The organism is Frankia sp. CcCS3 (genome assembly GCF_977927575.1).
Genome location: NZ_CDWRCL010000079.1, coordinates 1 through 15718 on the forward strand (window position 1 = coordinate 1; position 15718 = coordinate 15718).

18 protein-coding genes are annotated in these 15718 nt (G+C 72.3%); 8 read left to right on the forward strand and 10 right to left on the reverse strand.

Going from position 1 to position 15718, the window contains the following annotated elements; translation table 11 throughout:
* Window positions 1-123: 123 nt before the first annotated feature.
* Window positions 124-897 carry an enoyl-ACP reductase FabI gene (gene fabI / locus AC08OQ_RS09360; RefSeq protein WP_476601835.1) on the forward strand — a complete coding sequence of 258 codons (774 nt, stop codon included), beginning with the start codon at window positions 124-126 and terminating at the stop codon, window positions 895-897.
* 94 nt (window positions 898-991) lie between these two features.
* On the opposite strand, the gene AC08OQ_RS09365 is transcribed toward fabI, so the two are convergent.
* Window positions 992-3805, reverse strand: coding sequence for a pyruvate dehydrogenase (locus AC08OQ_RS09365; protein ID WP_476601834.1), 2814 nt, complete (start codon window positions 3803-3805; stop codon window positions 992-994).
* Between the two features lie 233 nt (window positions 3806-4038).
* Window positions 4039-4332: a DUF167 domain-containing protein gene (locus AC08OQ_RS09370; RefSeq protein ID WP_462188908.1), complete on the reverse strand. Its 294-nt coding sequence runs from the start codon at window positions 4330-4332 to the stop codon at window positions 4039-4041.
* Between the two features lie 219 nt (window positions 4333-4551).
* Between AC08OQ_RS09370 and fabG the strand changes: the two genes are divergently transcribed.
* A complete protein-coding gene (gene fabG, locus AC08OQ_RS09375; protein WP_462188907.1) occupies window positions 4552-5268 on the forward strand; it encodes a 3-oxoacyl-ACP reductase FabG in 717 nt (238 codons plus the stop codon).
* 65 nt (window positions 5269-5333) lie between these two features.
* On the opposite strand, the gene AC08OQ_RS09380 is transcribed toward fabG, so the two are convergent.
* The 4 genes from AC08OQ_RS09380 to AC08OQ_RS09395 form a co-directional block, all read right to left on the reverse strand.
* A complete protein-coding gene (locus AC08OQ_RS09380; RefSeq protein WP_476601833.1) occupies window positions 5334-6428 on the reverse strand; it encodes a cation diffusion facilitator family transporter in 1095 nt (364 codons plus the stop codon).
* A gap of 257 nt (window positions 6429-6685) precedes the next feature.
* Window positions 6686-6880, reverse strand: coding sequence for a hypothetical protein (locus AC08OQ_RS09385; RefSeq protein WP_476605154.1), 195 nt, complete (start codon window positions 6878-6880; stop codon window positions 6686-6688).
* A gap of 39 nt (window positions 6881-6919) precedes the next feature.
* Complete coding sequence (locus tag AC08OQ_RS09390; RefSeq protein ID WP_476605153.1) at window positions 6920-7183, reverse strand: type II toxin-antitoxin system VapC family toxin; 264 nt, start codon at window positions 7181-7183, stop codon at window positions 6920-6922.
* Window positions 7174-7470, reverse strand: a complete 297-nt coding sequence (locus AC08OQ_RS09395; RefSeq protein ID WP_462188556.1) for a hypothetical protein — start codon at window positions 7468-7470, stop codon at window positions 7174-7176. Before AC08OQ_RS09395 ends, AC08OQ_RS09390 begins: the two co-directional genes overlap by 10 nt.
* Window positions 7471-7490: 20 nt before the next feature.
* Between AC08OQ_RS09395 and AC08OQ_RS09400 the strand changes: the two genes are divergently transcribed.
* From AC08OQ_RS09400 to AC08OQ_RS09415, 4 genes are all read left to right on the forward strand, one after another.
* Window positions 7491-7616, forward strand: a complete 126-nt coding sequence (locus AC08OQ_RS09400; RefSeq protein WP_462188557.1) for a hypothetical protein — start codon at window positions 7491-7493, stop codon at window positions 7614-7616.
* Between the two features lie 280 nt (window positions 7617-7896).
* Window positions 7897-8187 carry a hypothetical protein gene (locus tag AC08OQ_RS09405; RefSeq protein ID WP_476600546.1) on the forward strand — a complete coding sequence of 97 codons (291 nt, stop codon included), beginning with the start codon at window positions 7897-7899 and terminating at the stop codon, window positions 8185-8187.
* Window positions 8184-9236, forward strand: a complete 1053-nt coding sequence (locus AC08OQ_RS09410) for a ferrochelatase (RefSeq protein WP_476600544.1) — start codon at window positions 8184-8186, stop codon at window positions 9234-9236. Before AC08OQ_RS09405 ends, AC08OQ_RS09410 begins: the two co-directional genes overlap by 4 nt.
* Window positions 9237-9416: 180 nt before the next feature.
* Entirely contained in the window at window positions 9417-9932 is a 516-nt protein-coding gene (locus AC08OQ_RS09415; protein WP_462188560.1) for a DUF3090 domain-containing protein, read from the forward strand.
* Between the two features lie 51 nt (window positions 9933-9983).
* Here the strand turns inward: AC08OQ_RS09415 and AC08OQ_RS09420 are convergent, their stop codons facing one another.
* From AC08OQ_RS09420 to AC08OQ_RS09435, 4 genes are read right to left on the reverse strand one after another with little or no spacing between them, the layout of a single operon-like run.
* Window positions 9984-10796, reverse strand: a complete 813-nt coding sequence (locus AC08OQ_RS09420; RefSeq protein ID WP_476605152.1) for a hypothetical protein — start codon at window positions 10794-10796, stop codon at window positions 9984-9986.
* Between the two features lie 11 nt (window positions 10797-10807).
* On the reverse strand, window positions 10808-11620 hold the full coding sequence (locus AC08OQ_RS09425; protein ID WP_476600539.1) for an SGNH/GDSL hydrolase family protein: 813 nt from the start codon (window positions 11618-11620) through the stop codon (window positions 10808-10810).
* Between the two features lie 27 nt (window positions 11621-11647).
* Window positions 11648-12832 carry a glycosyltransferase gene (locus AC08OQ_RS09430; protein WP_476600552.1) on the reverse strand — a complete coding sequence of 395 codons (1185 nt, stop codon included), beginning with the start codon at window positions 12830-12832 and terminating at the stop codon, window positions 11648-11650.
* Window positions 12829-14085: a glycosyltransferase family 4 protein gene (locus tag AC08OQ_RS09435; RefSeq protein WP_462188563.1), complete on the reverse strand. Its 1257-nt coding sequence runs from the start codon at window positions 14083-14085 to the stop codon at window positions 12829-12831. The genes AC08OQ_RS09430 and AC08OQ_RS09435 overlap by 4 nt, the downstream gene beginning before the upstream one ends.
* Before the next feature lie 555 nt (window positions 14086-14640).
* On the opposite strand from AC08OQ_RS09435, the gene AC08OQ_RS09440 reads away from it, so the two are divergent.
* Window positions 14641-15063: a DUF3099 domain-containing protein gene (locus AC08OQ_RS09440; protein WP_476600550.1), complete on the forward strand. Its 423-nt coding sequence runs from the start codon at window positions 14641-14643 to the stop codon at window positions 15061-15063.
* Window positions 15064-15078: 15 nt separating this feature from the next.
* The coding region (locus AC08OQ_RS09445) for an SAM hydrolase/SAM-dependent halogenase family protein (protein ID WP_476611987.1) at window positions 15079-15718 on the forward strand (640 nt) is incomplete at its 3' end.

The following is a 15718-nucleotide window of genomic DNA, read 5'->3' on the forward strand; positions in this document are numbered from 1 at the left end:
GCCGAGCGGGCAACGGTGGGCGGGCAACGGTGGGCGGGCGACGGCACCCGCCGCTGACGGCGGGGGCGACTTCCCGGCGGCGGTGTCGCTACCGGGACGGCGATGTTTGGGAGTATGCAGCCCATGAGCGGACTTCTCGAAGGCAAGCGCGTTCTCGTCACCGGGGTTCTCACGGAAGCCTCGATCGCATTCAGCGTCGCCCGCATCGCCCAGGAGCAGGGTGCGGCGGTGGTCCTCAGCGGATTCGGGCGGGGGCTGTCGCTGACCCGCCGCATCGCCAAGAGACTGCCCGCCCCGGCGCCCGTCGTCGAGTTGGACGTCACCGACGAAGAGCATCTCGCGGTGCTGGCCGGGCAGGTGCTCGAACATGTCGACGGCCTGGACGGCGTGCTGCACGCGATCGGGTTCGCACCTGAATCGGTGCTCGGTGGGAAGCCGTTCGTCGAGGCGGCCTGGTCCGAGGTCGGCACCGCCCTGCAGATCTCCACCTGGTCGCTGGCGTCGCTCACCCGGGCCGCCCTACCGTTGTTCGCTGAGAAGGCGTCGATCGTCGGCCTGGACTTCGACGCGTCCGTCGCCTGGCCGTCGTACGACTGGATGGGCGTGGCGAAGGCCGGCCTCGCCTCCACCACCCGCTACCTCGCCCGTGATCTGGGACCCCGGGGCGTGCGGGTGAACCTCGTCGCGGCCGGCCCGCTGCGGACCATGGCGGCCAAGAGCATCCCGGGCTTCAGCCAGTTCGAGGAGATCTGGGACGGCCGGGCGCCGCTTGGCTGGAGCGTCCACGACACTGCGCCGGCCGCCCAGGCCTGCGTGGCGCTGCTCTCGGACTGGTTCCCGGCCACCACCGGCGAGATCGTCCACGTCGACGGCGGCGTGCACGCCGTCGGGGTCTGAGCGCGGCTGGCCGTCGGGAGCAGGGCGCAGCTGGCCGTCGGGGGCAGGGCGCGGCCGGGGTCCCGGGGCCCGGGTGTGGTGGGTCTGGCCCGGATCAGCCGGCCGTCTCGTCCAGCAGGTCCAGGGCCGTTCCGACGATCGTGTCCAGCTCCACCGGTGGGCGGCGACGGCGGTCCCGCGACGAGGCCGTGTCCCGCCGGGCGAGGTTGCCGCTGCCGGCGTGGCCGGCGGCGCCGGAGGTCGATGAGCCCGGGTCGGTGTCCCCCGGCGGCCCTCCCGGCGGCCCGGAGGCCTCCGGCAGTGGCGCGCTCGAACCGAGGGCGGAGATGGGATCTCCGTGGACGCCGGCGAGGAAACTCAGGGCACGGGGGTCCCCGTCGACCACCGTCACGATCGGGGTGCGCCGGTCCGCGGGGAACACCTCGGTGAGCAGGGCGTCGGAACCCTCGGCCAACCCGCGCCGGGCCTGCAGCGCGTGGAACATCGCGTTCGGGGAGGTCACGCACACGACCGTGATCTCTCGGCCGAGGCCGGCGCGTAGCTCCGCCGCGGCGTGCAGCACCTCCGGCATGACCGCACCCACCCCGACGAGGGTGAGCGCGGCGTCGGGGCCGCCCTCGTGGAGCCGGTACCCTCCGGCGAGGACCAGGGCCCGGCGTCGGTGCCGTTCCAGCGCGTCCACGGGGACCTCGGCGAGGCGCTGATCGACCGGGCGGGCGGAGAGCCGGATCACGCAGGAGGTGCCGTCGAGGCGGGCCAGCCCGCCGAGGCCGGCCAGTAGGCACCAGGCGAGATCGTGCGCGAAGGCCGGTTCCCACGTCGCGGCCACCGGGGCGGGGACGACGTTGCCACCGTTCCAGGCCAGGTTGCGGACGACCGGGTCGAGACCGGTGTCCGCCACGGCGAGCATCGATCGGGCGTCCGCGGTGGCGCCGGCCATCCAGCCGGGCAGTACCCGTCCGACCGCCACCTCGTCGGCGACTCCGACGGGCAGCAGCGGCAGACCCTGGCGGCTCCAGGCTACTCCCAGTGAGGCCAGCACCCCGCCGAAGGCCGTGGCCGACAGGCCTCCGGCCACATGCCGGCCCGGTTGTTCCCCGTCGGTCCGGTCCGCCGCGGCCAGCCAGCCGGCGAGGACGGGGTCGGCGTTGCGCGTGCTGATGGTCAGCACCGCGGCGGCCGCCTGGGGCGCGAGCCGGGGTAGGTCCCGCAGCATCTCGCCGAACGCCTCCTGGGTGGAGATCCATGCCGGGAAGCGGTGGTCGGAGTCGGTCGGCACGGGTGGGGCCGCGCCGAGCGGCACCGGCACCCGGTCCAGGTAACCGGCGACGTGCTGGGCGAGGCGGTGGGCCGCGGCGTCGTCTCCCGGCGGGAGGGCCGGGCGGGTGCCACCGCCGGCGGCCGGCGCCGTGCCCGGTCCGGCGGACGGGGCCGCGGACGCGTGGCCGGCGGTCCGTCCGCTGTGGATCTGTTCGCTGCGGATCTGTCCGCCGTGGGAGCGATCCTCTCGGGTGAGCTCGTCGCTGGTGTAGGCGAACAGGACCGTGGGCCGGTCCGTCGCGACTTCATCGAAGGCGTCGATCAGCAGGGGGAGGTCGTGGCCACCGAGATCGCGCAGGCAGGCATGGCTCTCGTCATCGGTGAGGGTGTCCAGCAGGCGGCTGATGCCGGCGCCGGACGCGCCGGGCCCGGCGAGGTGGCGGCGCAGGTCGGCTCCGTGGGCCTGCAGCAGCGCGCGGTAGTCGCCCATCGGGAGCTGGTCGAGGCGGTTGCGAAGCGCGTGACCGCCGGGGGCCCGGAAGAGCGCCTCGAGGACGCGTCCGTACCGGACGGTGAGCACCTGCCAGCCGGCGGCTTCGAACATGCGCGCCGCGCGGGCGGGCTTGCCGATGCCGCCGACCGGTCCGGCCGGCGCGGAGCCGGACACCGTCACCACCCAGAACAGCTCGCCGAGATGGGCGATCCGCTCATCGGTGATTGTTTCCCAGACGGTCGGGTCGTGCAGCTCGGAGTAGTCGATCAGACAGATTTGCCGACCCTGGGGAGTCCGGTCGAAGCGTTCCCCGGCATAACGGCGGGCCAACGCCGCCCAGACCGTCCCGCTCGGTCCGATGTTGCCGGCGCCGAGGGCACGCAACGGCCGACCATCGGGCCCGGAACGGACCCCGTTCGGACGGATCTCACCCGGCCGGGCCTGGGGGAGCCGGTAGACGGCGGGGACGGGTGATGCGGCCGCCGTCTCCTCGGCCGTCGTCTCCTCAGCCGTCGGCCTGGCGTGCGCCAGGACGTGATGGACGGCATGGATCAGCGGGGCGGCGCGTGGAGTCACACTGACGCGGTCCTCGGCGCGCAGGGCGTCGAACCACAGCACCGTGGCGATGCTCGACACCGAGGCCACGGCCGCCCGTTCCGACTCGGCGGCGACCGCGGACCGCTGCCCGGCGCGTTCGTCCCCGTCGATGATCCGGGCCGCGACGCTCCGCAGCCGCCGTTCCACGGCGGCCAGCGCGGCGAGGTCGAGTACGCCACCGGGCGGCCCCGGCATGGCCGGGTCTGGGGGCCCGGGGATGGCCTGGGCCGCGGCCGGCGAGGTCTGGGTTCCCACGACGTCGTCTCCGTTCGTCGGTCCGGTCGGGGGGCTGGCGGCTCCCGGCGGACCGCCCTCGGCCCGGTCGTCGCGGGTGACCCGGCGTTCGTGGGTGACCCGGTGTTCGCGGGCCCGGTCGTCGGTCTGGTCGTCGTGTGTGACCCGGCCGTCGGTCCCCGGCGCGGGCGGATCCACGGACCGGGCCGGGACCGGCCCCGCGGCGCCGTCTGGCGTAATGATCATCTCCCCCCGGCCGGAGCGCGTGTGCGCCGCCTCCACCGGTCTGACATCGGGCCTGCGCATGACCGGCCTACGTCCCACGACTCCGACCTCCCAAAGTCTGGACGTGCGGTGGTGCGGTGCCGGTCGGAGGTTGCGCCGCCGGCCGGATCGGCGGTGCCCGCCGCCGTCACATGGTGTGTCCGCGTCGGTATCCCACCTTCACCACGGTGGCCGTACCATTTCAGCATCCGCGTTCCATCGCGGTGGCGTTGGCCGTCGTGCGTCAGCCCGGTGATGCCGGGACTGCCGTGCCAGGACTGCCGCCCCGGCGGTCAGCCGTCCCGGCCGAGCTCGTCGATCCGGATCCGGAGCGCGGGCTCGTCGACCGGTGCCACCTCGACCTCGACGGCCTTGACTCGGCTGGTCGCGCCGCGGACCAGCCGGACGTCTCCCCGGCGCACCCGCAGCGCCGCGCACAGGGCCCGCAGGGCGGCTTCGGTGGCCCGGCCGTCAACGGCCGGCTCGGTGACCCGGACGACCAGCAGCGGGCCGTGCAGCGGGTCCTCGCGCCGGCGGCCCACCGCGGTCCGCCCGGCGCCCGGCTGAACTCGGATCATCAGACGCATGCGCGCATCGTCCCCCCGGATCGTCCCGCCCGAGCGACCATCCCGCCCGGATCGTTCCACCTGTGTCGACCATCCCGCTCGCGTGACCGGTTCGCGTGACCGGTTCGGGGCGGCACCAGGGAGGATCGCGAGGGTGGCCAAGCCGATGCCGGTCGGCGGTTGAGGCGTCATCGTCGGCGGACACCGGGATTCGACGCGGTGGCCGCTACCATCTGACTCATGGGCGCAAATGAGGGTCGTGTCGCACTGGTAACAGGTGGTAATCGGGGGATCGGCGCCGCCTGCGCCGCCGCCCTGGCGGCCGCGGGTGAGCGGGTCGCGGTCGCCAGCCGCGGGGGCACCGCCCCCGAGGGGATGCTGGGCGTCCGTCTGGACGTCGCCAACAGCGAGAGCGTCGACAGGGCGTTCATGGAGGTCGAAGCCGAGCTCGGGCCGGTGGAGATCGTGGTGTCCAACGCCGGCATCGTGCGGGACACCCTGCTGGCGACGATGAGCGAGGACGCGTTCCAGGAGGTCGTGGACACGAACCTGCTCGGCGCCTACCGGGTGGCCAAGCGTGCCTCCCGGCCGATGATGCGGCTGCGCCGGGGTCGGCTCATCTTCATCTCCTCCGTCGTCGCCTCCGTCGGCGGCCCCGGCCAGTCCAACTACGCGGCGTCCAAGGCCGGCCTGATCGGCTTCGCCCGTTCCCTCGCCCGCGAGCTGGCTCCGCGCAACATCACCTCGAATGTGGTCGCTCCGGGGCCGATCCGGACCGACATGACCGACGCGCTGACCGAGGCGCAGCGGGAGCAGCTCACCGCCAGCATCCCCGGTGGCCGCATGGGTGAGGCCGAGGACGTCGCAGCCCTCGTCGCCTTCCTCGCCTCCCCGCAGGCCGGTTACATCAACGGTGCGCTGATCCCCGTGGACGGCGGGCTGAGCATGGGGCACTGAGTTGAGCACGGGGCACTGAGCACCGCTTCGGCGGCACCGTGATCGAGTGTGATCGGCGTTGCGGCTTAGGGGACCGTCGTGGCGGCGTGGTGGTGGGCGGGGCTGGTGTGGATGGTGGCGGCGGACAGGCGGCGGATGCGGCGCAGCAGGTGAGCTTCGGCGGCGTGGGCGAGGTCGTGAGCGGCGGTCAGGGTCAGGTTCGCATCGACGGTGACGTCGGCTTCGGCGCGCAGGGTGTGGCCGATCCAGCGCAGCCGCAGCTCGCGGACGGCCTCGATGCCCTCGGTGTGCAGGAGTGCCCTGGTGGCTTCGGCGACCACGGCGGGGTCGACGGCGTCCATGAGCCGGGCCCCGACGACGTGGGCGGCGGAGCGTAGGACGCCGAGGATCGCCAGGGTGATCGCCAGGCCGATGGCGGGGTCGGCCCAGTGCCAGCCCACCGCGACACCGGCGGCGCCGAGGAGCACCGCGAGGCTGGTGAGACCGTCGGTGCGGGCGTGTAGGCCGTCGGCGACGAGGGCGGCGGAGCCGATCTGATGGCCGACCCTGATGCGGTAGCGGGCGACGATCTCGTTGCCGAGGAAGCCGACGAGCCCGGCCGCGGCGACCGCTCCCAGATGGTCGACGCGCTGGGGGTGCAGGAGGCGGTCGATCGCGGCCCAGGCGGCGAGCGCACTCGACAGGGCGATCATCGCGAGGACGGCGAGGCCGGCGAGGTCCTCGGCGCGGCCGTAGCCGTAGGTGAACCGGGCGGTGGCCGGGCGGCGCGCCACGGTGAAGGCGATGAGCAGGGGGACCGCGGTGAGCGCGTCGGCGACGTTGTGCAGGGTGTCGCCGAGGAGCGCGACCGATCCGGACAGTGCCACGACGGCGGCTTGCAGGGCGGCGGTCAGCCCGAGACCGGCCAGGCTGATCAGGAGGGCGCGGCGGCCGGCGGTGTCGGCTTCCAACGCGTCGTCGATCTGGTCCGCCGGATCGTGGCTGTGCCCTCCGGCCAGGTCTGACAGGCCGTGACGAAGCCGCGCCCACCGCCCGCTCGCGTGGTGGTCATGCTGTCCGCCGTGCGGGTGCCCGCCGTGATGATGCCCGTGCCCGTGCCCGTGCCCGTGGGCGTGAGCGTGGCCATGGGTGGGGAGCTCATGCTCGTGGCCGCTGTTCATGTTCCGCGACGATAGACGAAAACGATCAATGCGGCATGGTGGCAGCTGCCATCCCATCGCACCTGCGTCCCGGTGCGTACCGCGGGCCGCTGGTGCCGGTTCGGTTGCTCGTCTGTGCCCAGCCCCTAGGGGACGTAATGAAGTAACAAATACGTGATCGAGAGCATCATCGCAGGTCACAGGCCTGTGGAGGGTTCGAAACGCGCAAGTTATTTCATTTCGACTCCCTAGAGCAATACCCGACGTGAGACACGCGCCTATTCGACGAGGCGGATGGTGCAGTAGCGGGTGGCGGTGCGGGCGAGTCGGGCGTCGGAGGTGACGAGAGTGATGGCTCGGGATTCCGCGAGCGCGACGTAGGCGGCGTCGTAGCCGCTGATGCTGGCGCGGAGCTGCCACATGCGGGGTAGGGGGACGTAATGAAGTAACAAATACGTGATCGAGAGCATCATCGCAGGTCACAGGCCTGTGGAGGGTTCGAAACGCGCAAGTTATTTCATTTCGACTCCTAGGAGCTGTTCGACGGGAACGTGGTCGACGCCAAGCTGGGGAATCCGGTTGATCGTGGCCTGCGCCTGGCCATCGCTGATCTTGTTGCCGAGAGCGAGCCCGCGCATGACCGAGAACAGCTCGATCTTCCAGTGCTCGGGAGCCGCCCACTCTGGGTCGGCGCTCAGGATCGAGCGGTCCCGTCGCCCTCGGTCGTCGGCGTAGACGAGGGCGTTGGCGAGCACGGAAGCGTCCACTACGACCATCCGGAACCGTGCGCTCCTGGCTCGTCCGTTGATGTCGCCTCGACGTGCATGGCGCGGGCGGCTGCCAGCACGTCGGCGGCGGCTGGAGCATCCACGCCGGCGCCGCCGCCCGCCGCGAGTTCGTCTTCCACAGCAGCGAGGACCTGCTGGTTTCGGGCATACCGGGCCTGTCGGGTGAGTACTCCGAGTAGGAACGCCTGCAGTGACTGGCCTTGCTGGCGAGCGTACTGCGCGAGCGTGTCACGTACGTCTTCCGGTGCGTCGCGTACGGTGACTGCAATTGGCATGCCTGCATTGTGACTGCAGAATGCAGGCTGGTCAAAGTCGGGTCGCGGTCGAGTACGAACTGCTCGGCGCGGCCGGGGTCACGGTCGTGGGAATGCCCGAGCTCGGCGAGCGGGCCCGCGCCATGAAGGCTCACCTGGCCGTCTGATCATCGACTGGATCGCCCGCGATGGTGCCCGGGTGGGCCGGTGCCCGCCCCGGCTGCCGCGCGGAGGTCGGTCCGGGCGATCTTCTTGCCCGCCGACGACGCATCCGGCGCGCCTTAACGGATATCGTAGGTGGCGCGGCGTCGCCGTGCCGCCACGCCGCTGGCTGATCGAAACCAAGGGCGCGCCATCCCTGTCAGCTGAGGTGGCTCAGCAGTTGAGGCGGCTGCGGCGGTGCGGTCGGCGCAACCGCGAGGGGGTGGGTCGGTGGGCGTGATTCGGGTGGAACCATACGGCGGCCGCGACTTCGATGTCGAGGTCGCGGAGGAGACGTCTCCGGGAGTCCGCGGGCTCTCCTTCAACTACCGGGTGCAGGTCGATGACAAGGTGCTCGCGGCGGTGGGGCTCTCGCCCGACGATGTGCCGGGCCTGATCGCGTTGGTCCGCGCGTCGTTCGCGTTCCTGCTCGCGCGGGAACCGGCCGGGTCCATCCTGCCCACCTTCGAGCTGTCCGAGATCACCCGCTACTTCCCGAACTATCCGGCGGAGATCGCCGGCAGCGTGCCGAGATGAGCGGGGCCGGGGCACCGGGGGACGTGGACGCTCTGCTGCTCGTCTCGTTCGGGGGTCCCGAGGGGCCCGGCGACGTGTTGCCGTTCCTCCGCAACGTGACCAGGGGCCGGGACATCCCCGCCTCCCGGCTGGCGGTCGTCGCCGAGCAGTACCACCTGTTCGGTGGGCGTAGCCCCCTCAACGAGCAGAACCGGGCGCTGGTCGCCGCGTTGCGTGCGGAGCTGCCCGGGCTGCCGGTCTACTGGGGGAACCGGAACTGGGCGCCCTATCTGACCGACACGGTCGCCCAGATGGCCGCCGACGGCATCCGGCGTGCCGCGTGCTTCGTCACCTCGGCTTTCTCGTCCTACTCGGGATGCCGGCAGTACCGGGAGGACCTCGCGGCGGCCGCCGCCGCGGTGGGGGACCGTGCGCCCGAGCTGGTGAAGCTGCGGCTGTTCTTCGACCATCCGGGGTTCGTGGAGCCGATGGTGGACCGCGGCGTCGCGGCGCTGGCCGACCTGCCGGCGAAGGTGCGTCCCGATGCCCATCTGATCTTCACCGCGCATTCGCTCCCCCTCGCGCAGGCCCGCGCCAGCGGGCGTGGCGAGGGCGCCTACGCTCACCAGTTGCGGGCTACCGCAGCGGTGATCACCGAGGGGATCGAACGCATCACCGGCGTGCGTCATCCCTTCGACCTGGCCTTCTGTAGCCGCAGTGGGTCGCCGGACGTGCCGTGGCTCGAGCCGGACGTGCGCGATCGGCTCGCGCGGCTGGCCGCGGCGGGGGCCGCCAGTACCGTGATCATTCCGCTGGGATTCGTCAGCGATCACATGGAGGTCCGCTATGACCTCGACGTGGGGGCCCTGGAACGGGCGCGGAAGCTGGGCCTGCCGGCGACGCGGGCGGGCACCGTCGGGGTGGATCCGCGGTTCGTCTCGATGGTGGGAGAACTGATCGAGGAGCTGCGTCGTCCCGGCGGCGCCCGACGGTCGCTGACCGGCCTCGGGCCCTGGCCGGCGGACTGCCCCGCGCACTGCTGCGAGCCCTTCGGGCCGCCGCGGACCTGAACCCCCGCGGACCCGAATCCGGGGTGGTCCTGAAGCCAGGAGGGTGGGGGAGGGCGGACCGCATGGCGAGGCGGCCATACTGATGGTGAGCCGAGGCTGATGGGGAACCGATACTGATGGGGAACGAAGCGATCAGGACCGAACGACGAAGCGAGTCAAGGTAACGGAGCGATCGGAGATATGCGGCGCTACGTGTTCGAATCCCCGGAAAGGTTCGTGGTGGGAACCGTCGGCCAGCCGGGTGACCGGATCTTCTTCCTGCAGGCTGCCGGGCGTGGTCAGGTCGTGACGGTCGGTCTGGAGAAGACCGAGGTCACCGCCCTGGCGGAGGGGCTGACCGCGTTGCTAGGCCAGGTGGGCCAGACCCAGGGCATCGTGCTTCCGACCGCTTCGGACGTCGAGATCGATCTTGCCCCGCTGGATGCCCCGTTCGAGGAGGACTTCCATCTGGGCCAGCTCACGGTGTCCTGGGACGGCCACCGGGTCTTCGTCGAGGCGGCCGGGCTGTCCCCCGGGGAGTTCCGGCTCCCCGAGAGCGAGGACGAGCTCGACTCGTTGCGGGTGGGACTGTCGATCAAACAGGCCCGTGCCTTCATCGAACGAGCCCGCACGATCGTTGCCGCCGGGCGTCCACCGTGCGTCCTGTGCGGCCGCCCGGACGATCCGGCCGGGCACTTCTGCCCTCGGCTGAACTGATCGGAGCCGGCCGGGGCCGGCCGGGGCGGGCAGCCGGCGATCGTCAGATCGTCAGTTCGAGGGCGGCACAGGGGCGTACGTCGGGTCGAAGGCATCGTAGGCTGCTGCATAGGCGCGACGCACTGCCGCGGAAAGGTTGCGCAGCGCCGCGGACCTGCGGGCGATCTCGCTCGCGGTCACCGCGGCACCGTCGTCCCGGGCAGCGAGGTCGAGCAGGGCCGACAACCGCTCCGCCCGGGCCAGCAGGGCGTGCGCCCCCGGTGGATGACCCGGGCCCAGCCCCGGGCCCGGCTCCTCCTCCCCGCGGTCGCGCAGCAGGGCGAGCACCTCGGGGCGAGCGCTTGCGATGTCGAGGTCGATGAGCGCGGCCGTCGTGGTGCGGATCGCGTTGCTGAGGTCGTGTTCCGCGGCGCGCAGGCCGGCTCCGGGCGGTGGCACGCGGGACGCGACGAGCACCCGCCAGTGCACCGACTCCAGCCGCCCCTCCAGGGCCGGCCCGTGCACGACGACCCCGGGAACGAGCACCAGCGGTGGGTTCGGGCCGATTACGATGATCGCCTCCCCGGCGGTGATCGCGTCCCTGTTCACCTCCGCCGGGCCGGGCAGGCCGGTGGCGTCCCCGGGGGCGGGCAGGACCAGCCGGAGCCGTTGCGCTCCGGCCGAACGCAGGGCTCCCAGGCCCAGCACGAGCGGCTCGTCGCCGAGGGTGTGCGGCGCCGCCTCGCCGCCGAGCGCGCGGTGCATCTGGGTGATGACGTCGTCGAGCCCGACGAGCCCGGCAAGCCACGCATTGCCCCATCCGGTGAGGACTCCGGACCGGGGCGACGCTGACAGGGCGGGAAGCACATTGCCTACCGTAGGCAATCGAGGAGCCTTCAGGCTCGCCGAGGAGGCCGTACCAGACCTTTTTCCGGGTGATAGCGCCATTTGTCGCCTCTGGGCAGGCACCGCCCGGCCAGCCAGGGCAGGCCCACGCTCAGCAGCCAGTAGGAATGCTCGATGATTCCTGGAGCCGGTTCCTCATGATCGGGTCCGTCCGGCAGACCCACGAGTGCTACCCCGGCGTGCGACAGACGATGGGCGAACGCCTGCGCGATCAGGCGGTGGCCGCGTGGCCCCGGGTGGATCCGGTCCACGTCGAAGCTGGACCGGCTGCGCACCGCAGGGTGCCCGCCGAGGTCGACCATCAACACCCCGGGGTCCGTCCGGGCCGCGGCATGGACCGCCGCGTTGAGCCGTTCGACCCGTTCGCTCAGGATCCGGCCGAACGGCGCCGGCACCGGGAGCAGCCGGCTGGGATCGGGCATGGTCGCGGTGAGCACGACGACTCCGTCAGCCCGCAGACGGCCCACCGTCCAGACCAGGTCCTGACGTAACCGCAGCGGATCGAACGTCGGTTTCAGCACGTCGTTCATGCCGGCGATCACGCTGGCGATCTGGGGGCCTAGCGACAGGGCGACGGGAAGCTGACGGGTACGCACGTCGTGCGTGGTCGCTCCCGTGGTGGCCAGATTGGTGAATTCCACGGCGCCGGCCGGGCCCAGGCACGCGGCGAGCCGGGCGGCGAAGCCCCGTCCTCCCGTCGCGGAGCGGCGGTGTTCGCGTCCCATCGTCACGCCGTCGCCGAGGCCGACCGTGATGCTGTCGCCCAGCGCGACGAACCGTCGGGATCCGGTACGGGAGTCCATGGCTCTGCCCGCCTTTCAGGCCGCGAGTCAGGCCGCGAGCGGCGGCGCCGGTGGCTGCGGGAAGGCCGTGCCCGGGGCGGCCGGACCGGGCGAGTCGTGGCAGGCGAGGAAGCCCGCGACCGTGGTCGACCAGGGGAACTGCTCCGCGCGGGCCCGGGCCGCGACCCGGCGCGCGTGGACCTGCGCCGGCGAGGCGGACAGCAGGTCCACGACGGCGTCGGCGAACGTGAATCCGCTGCCCGCGGCGATCACGCCTACTCCCGGGACGATCAGTTCTGCGAGCGCACTGGCGTGGTGCACCACTGCCGGGGTGCCGCTGGCGAGCGCCTCCAGGGCGGTCAGCCCGAAGGTCTCCACCGGGCCGGGGGCGAGCGCGAGGTCGGCGGTCGCCAGCAGGCCGGCGAGCCGTTCCCGGTCGGCCACGAACCCGAGGAAGGTTACCGGCAGCCCGGCCGCGTGCCGTTCCAGCCGGCCCCGATGGGCCCCGTCACCGGCGATCACCAGGCGCGCCGGCACCCGGCGGCGGACGAGTTCGGCTGCCGCGTCCACGGCGAGGTCGACCCGCTTCTCCGGTGCCAGCCGGCTGGCCACTACCAGCAGCGCCTCCTGGTCACGGGCGAAGGCGCGTCGCAGGGTCAGGTCGTGGTGAGCGGAGGAGAAACGGTCGAGCTCGACGCCGAGCGGAACGTGGCGCAGGTTGCCGGCGCCGATGCGGACGAACTCCGCCGCCGCCCAGGCCGTCGTCGCCACGACGGAGTCGAAGGCGGCCGCGAGCGAAGCGTTCGCCCGGTCCGCGGCTGTCGAGACCGGCAGGACTCCCCGCAGCGGTGCGGGTGTCCAGGTGCCGAGCAGGCGGTCGAGCCGCTCGTGGCTGACGACCAGCGACGGCACCCCGCGACGGCGGGCCCATCGGGCTAGTGGACGCAGGGTCGCCCGGTCGTGGACCTCGAGCCGGTCGGGCCGTTCCCGGTCGAGCAGGTCGGTGACGCGCCACGGCTCGGTGATGATCCGGTAACCGGTTCCGGGTAGCCGGGGGGCGCGTAGTTGGAACACGCGGGCATCCGGCTGGACCAGTTCGGCGTCCTGCTCGCCCGGAATGATCTGGACGACCTCGTGGCCCGCCGCGGTGTAGCCGGCGGCGAGGTGGCGCAGTGTCGTCCGGATGCCGCCGGAGGCCGGCGCGACGAAGTTTGCCGCCTGCACGATCTTCATGCTGACCACCCGTCGTTTCTCGTCCCGGGCCGCTCGCGTGCGTCCCATCCGTCCCGTCGTCCGCCCCGCCGTCCGCTCCGTCCCTCAATGACCGGGCCGGGGTGCCTGAGGCGGCCGAAGCGGCCGGCCCCGCCGCCGGTGCCGAGCACGTCACGGTAGTGGCCGAGCAGCTCGTCGCCGACTGCGCTCCACCCGCATCCCACGACCGACTCCCGGGCCGCCGCACCCATCGCCACCCGGCGAGGGAGGTCGTCGGCCAGGGCCGCGACCTGCGCCCGCAGGGCCGCGGGGTCGCCGGGAGTGTAGTGCAGCCCGGTGCGGCCGTGCTCGACAACGTCTAGCAGCCCGCCCGCCGCGGGGGCGACCACCGGTACCCCGCTCGCCTTGGCCTCCTGCGCCGCCTGGCAGAATGTCTCGTGGATGCCGGTGTGGACGAAGACGTCGAGACTCGCGACCGCAGCCGAGAGCTCCTGCCCGGCGCGGAATCCGAGGAACGCCGCGTTCGGCATCGACCGGGCGAGGGTGGGGCGGGAGGGGCCGTCACCGACGACGACGAGCCGGGTGTTCGGGATGTCGGACACCGCTCCGAGCAGCTCCACCCGCTTCTCCCGGGCCAGCCGGCCGACGTAGCCGACCAGGACCTCGCCGTTCGGAGCGAGGCTGCGGCGCAGTTCGTCGTCCCGGTGCGCCGGGTGGAAGCGTTCGAGGTCCACCCCTCGACTCCAGCGGGCGACCCGTTGCACGCCCTGGCTCAGGAGGGTGTCGACGGCATCCCAGGACGGCGCGAGGGTCCGGGCCGCGAGCCGGTGTACGATGGCCAGCCAATGCCAGATCGTGCGTTCCGCGGTGGCCAGCCCGTAGCGGGCGGCGAACGCGGCGATGTCCGTCTGGTAGACGGCGATGCTCGGTATGCCGAGCCGCCGCGCCGCGAACACCGCCTGCGCCCCGAGGCCGGCGGGCGCCGCCAGATGGACGATGTCCGGGTCGAACTCCCGTAAGGCGGCGGGAAGCCCGGGCCACGGGACTGCGAAGCGAAACGCCGGGTAACCCGGTAGGGGAGCCGACGGCGCCCACAGCACCGGTGCGCCGGCGTGGCTGCGCGCCGCCGCGCGTCGGGCGGCGGGCGCCGGAGCCGGCGCGATGACCATCGCCTCGTGCTGCCGGTCCCGCAGGTGTTCCAGCACTCGACAGACCGTGTTCGTCACCCCGTCGACATGGGGGAGGAACGACTCGGTGATCACCGCTATGCGCACACGAGCACCGTGGCAGGGTATGGAGCCGTGCCGCAGACGGCCAGCCGACCGTTACATGAACGTTCTGGCACAGCTTGGTGCACCGTACGGGTGTACACGACCGGCTGTTCATCCGGTCGGCGGATCCGGGCCGGATTCCCGTCCAACCTGGCGCCATCTAACACAGCGTCACCCGACATAGTGTTATTCGACACGATGTCATCTGACATAGGGGACGTAATGAAGTAACAAATACGTGATCGAGAGCATCATCGCAGGTTACAGGCCTGTGGAGGGTTCGAAACGCGCAAGTTATTTCATTTCGACTCCATAGTGCCACTTGACATAGTGCTATCTACCATAGTGTTACTTGACATTATGTCACACGACATAGTGCAACATGATGCTATCCGACATGGTGTCGTTCGACACGGCGCCCGGCGGGCGCCATGGTTCCTGGTCCGCACCGTCGCACGCCGGCCGCCAGCATTTTCCCAGGGCGCCGGTGAGGAGGATATTTGGAGGCGCGGGGCGGCGCGCCGGTCGGGGAGTGAGAGCCATCGAGGTGTACGCGTGATGTTCAGGCGGCAGGACACGGTCCTGATCACGTCCGCGGCCCGGTCGCGGCAGTCGGACATCCATCGGCGGGAGGTGCGTTACCTCCTCTCGATGATGTTCCGGATGCTCTGCTTCGTGCTCGCCGTGGTCGCCTTCCACGGCTGGCTGCGGTTTGTCGCTGTCGCGATGGCCGTGATCATTCCGTGGGTCGCGGTGGTCATCGCCAATGGCGGTCCGGCGCCCGAACGCGACCGGTCCGCCAGCTACGATCCGGGCCAGCCGGCGGCGGGCGAGCCGCCGGCCCTGGAGGCCGATCCCCACCGGGTGGTCGACAGCGAGGGCTGGGTGGATGACGAGGGCTGGGTGCACGGCCATCCGGACCCACCGGGCCGGGACGGCAGCGGGCTCGGCGAGGCGCCCGTCTCCGGGCCGTCGGGTTGACGTCAGGTTGAGCCGGTGAGGTGCATCAGCTTCACCACTGACTACGGACTCGCCGACGGCTTTGTTGCAGCCTGCCACGGGGTGATCCTGCAGACGGTGCCGGACGCCCGGATCATCGACGTGACCCACCTGGTGCCGCCGGGGGACGTGCGGCGGGGGGCGGCCGTGCTCGCCCAGACGGTGGGTTCCCTGCCTCGGGGGGTGCACCTCGCCGGGGTGGGCACGTCGCGCCGGGCCCTGGCACTGCGCGCGGTCGGCGGTCACCTGGTCGGGCCCGACAACGGCCTGCTGATCTCCGCGGCCGAGCGGTTGGGGGGGATCGAGGCCGCGGTCACGCTGGCGGTGCGGCCCGGAACCCCCGCGACGTTCCACGGCCGGGAGGTCTTCGCCCCGGTGGCTGCCGCCCTGGCGCGTGGGACGCCGCTCCAGGAGGTCGGTGAGCCGGTGGAGCCGGCGACCCTGGTCCGTCCGCGGGCGGCCCTGGCTCGGCTACGCCCGGATGGCACCGTGGAGACCGAGGTGGTCCTCGTTGACACGTTCGGCAACGTCCAGCTCGCGGCCTCCGGCGCGCTGCTCGGCGCGGCCGGGCTGCGCCCGCCGGGTCGGGCGGTGCTGCGACCGCTCCGGCGGGACCGCTCGACCGGGGCCGAGCCTG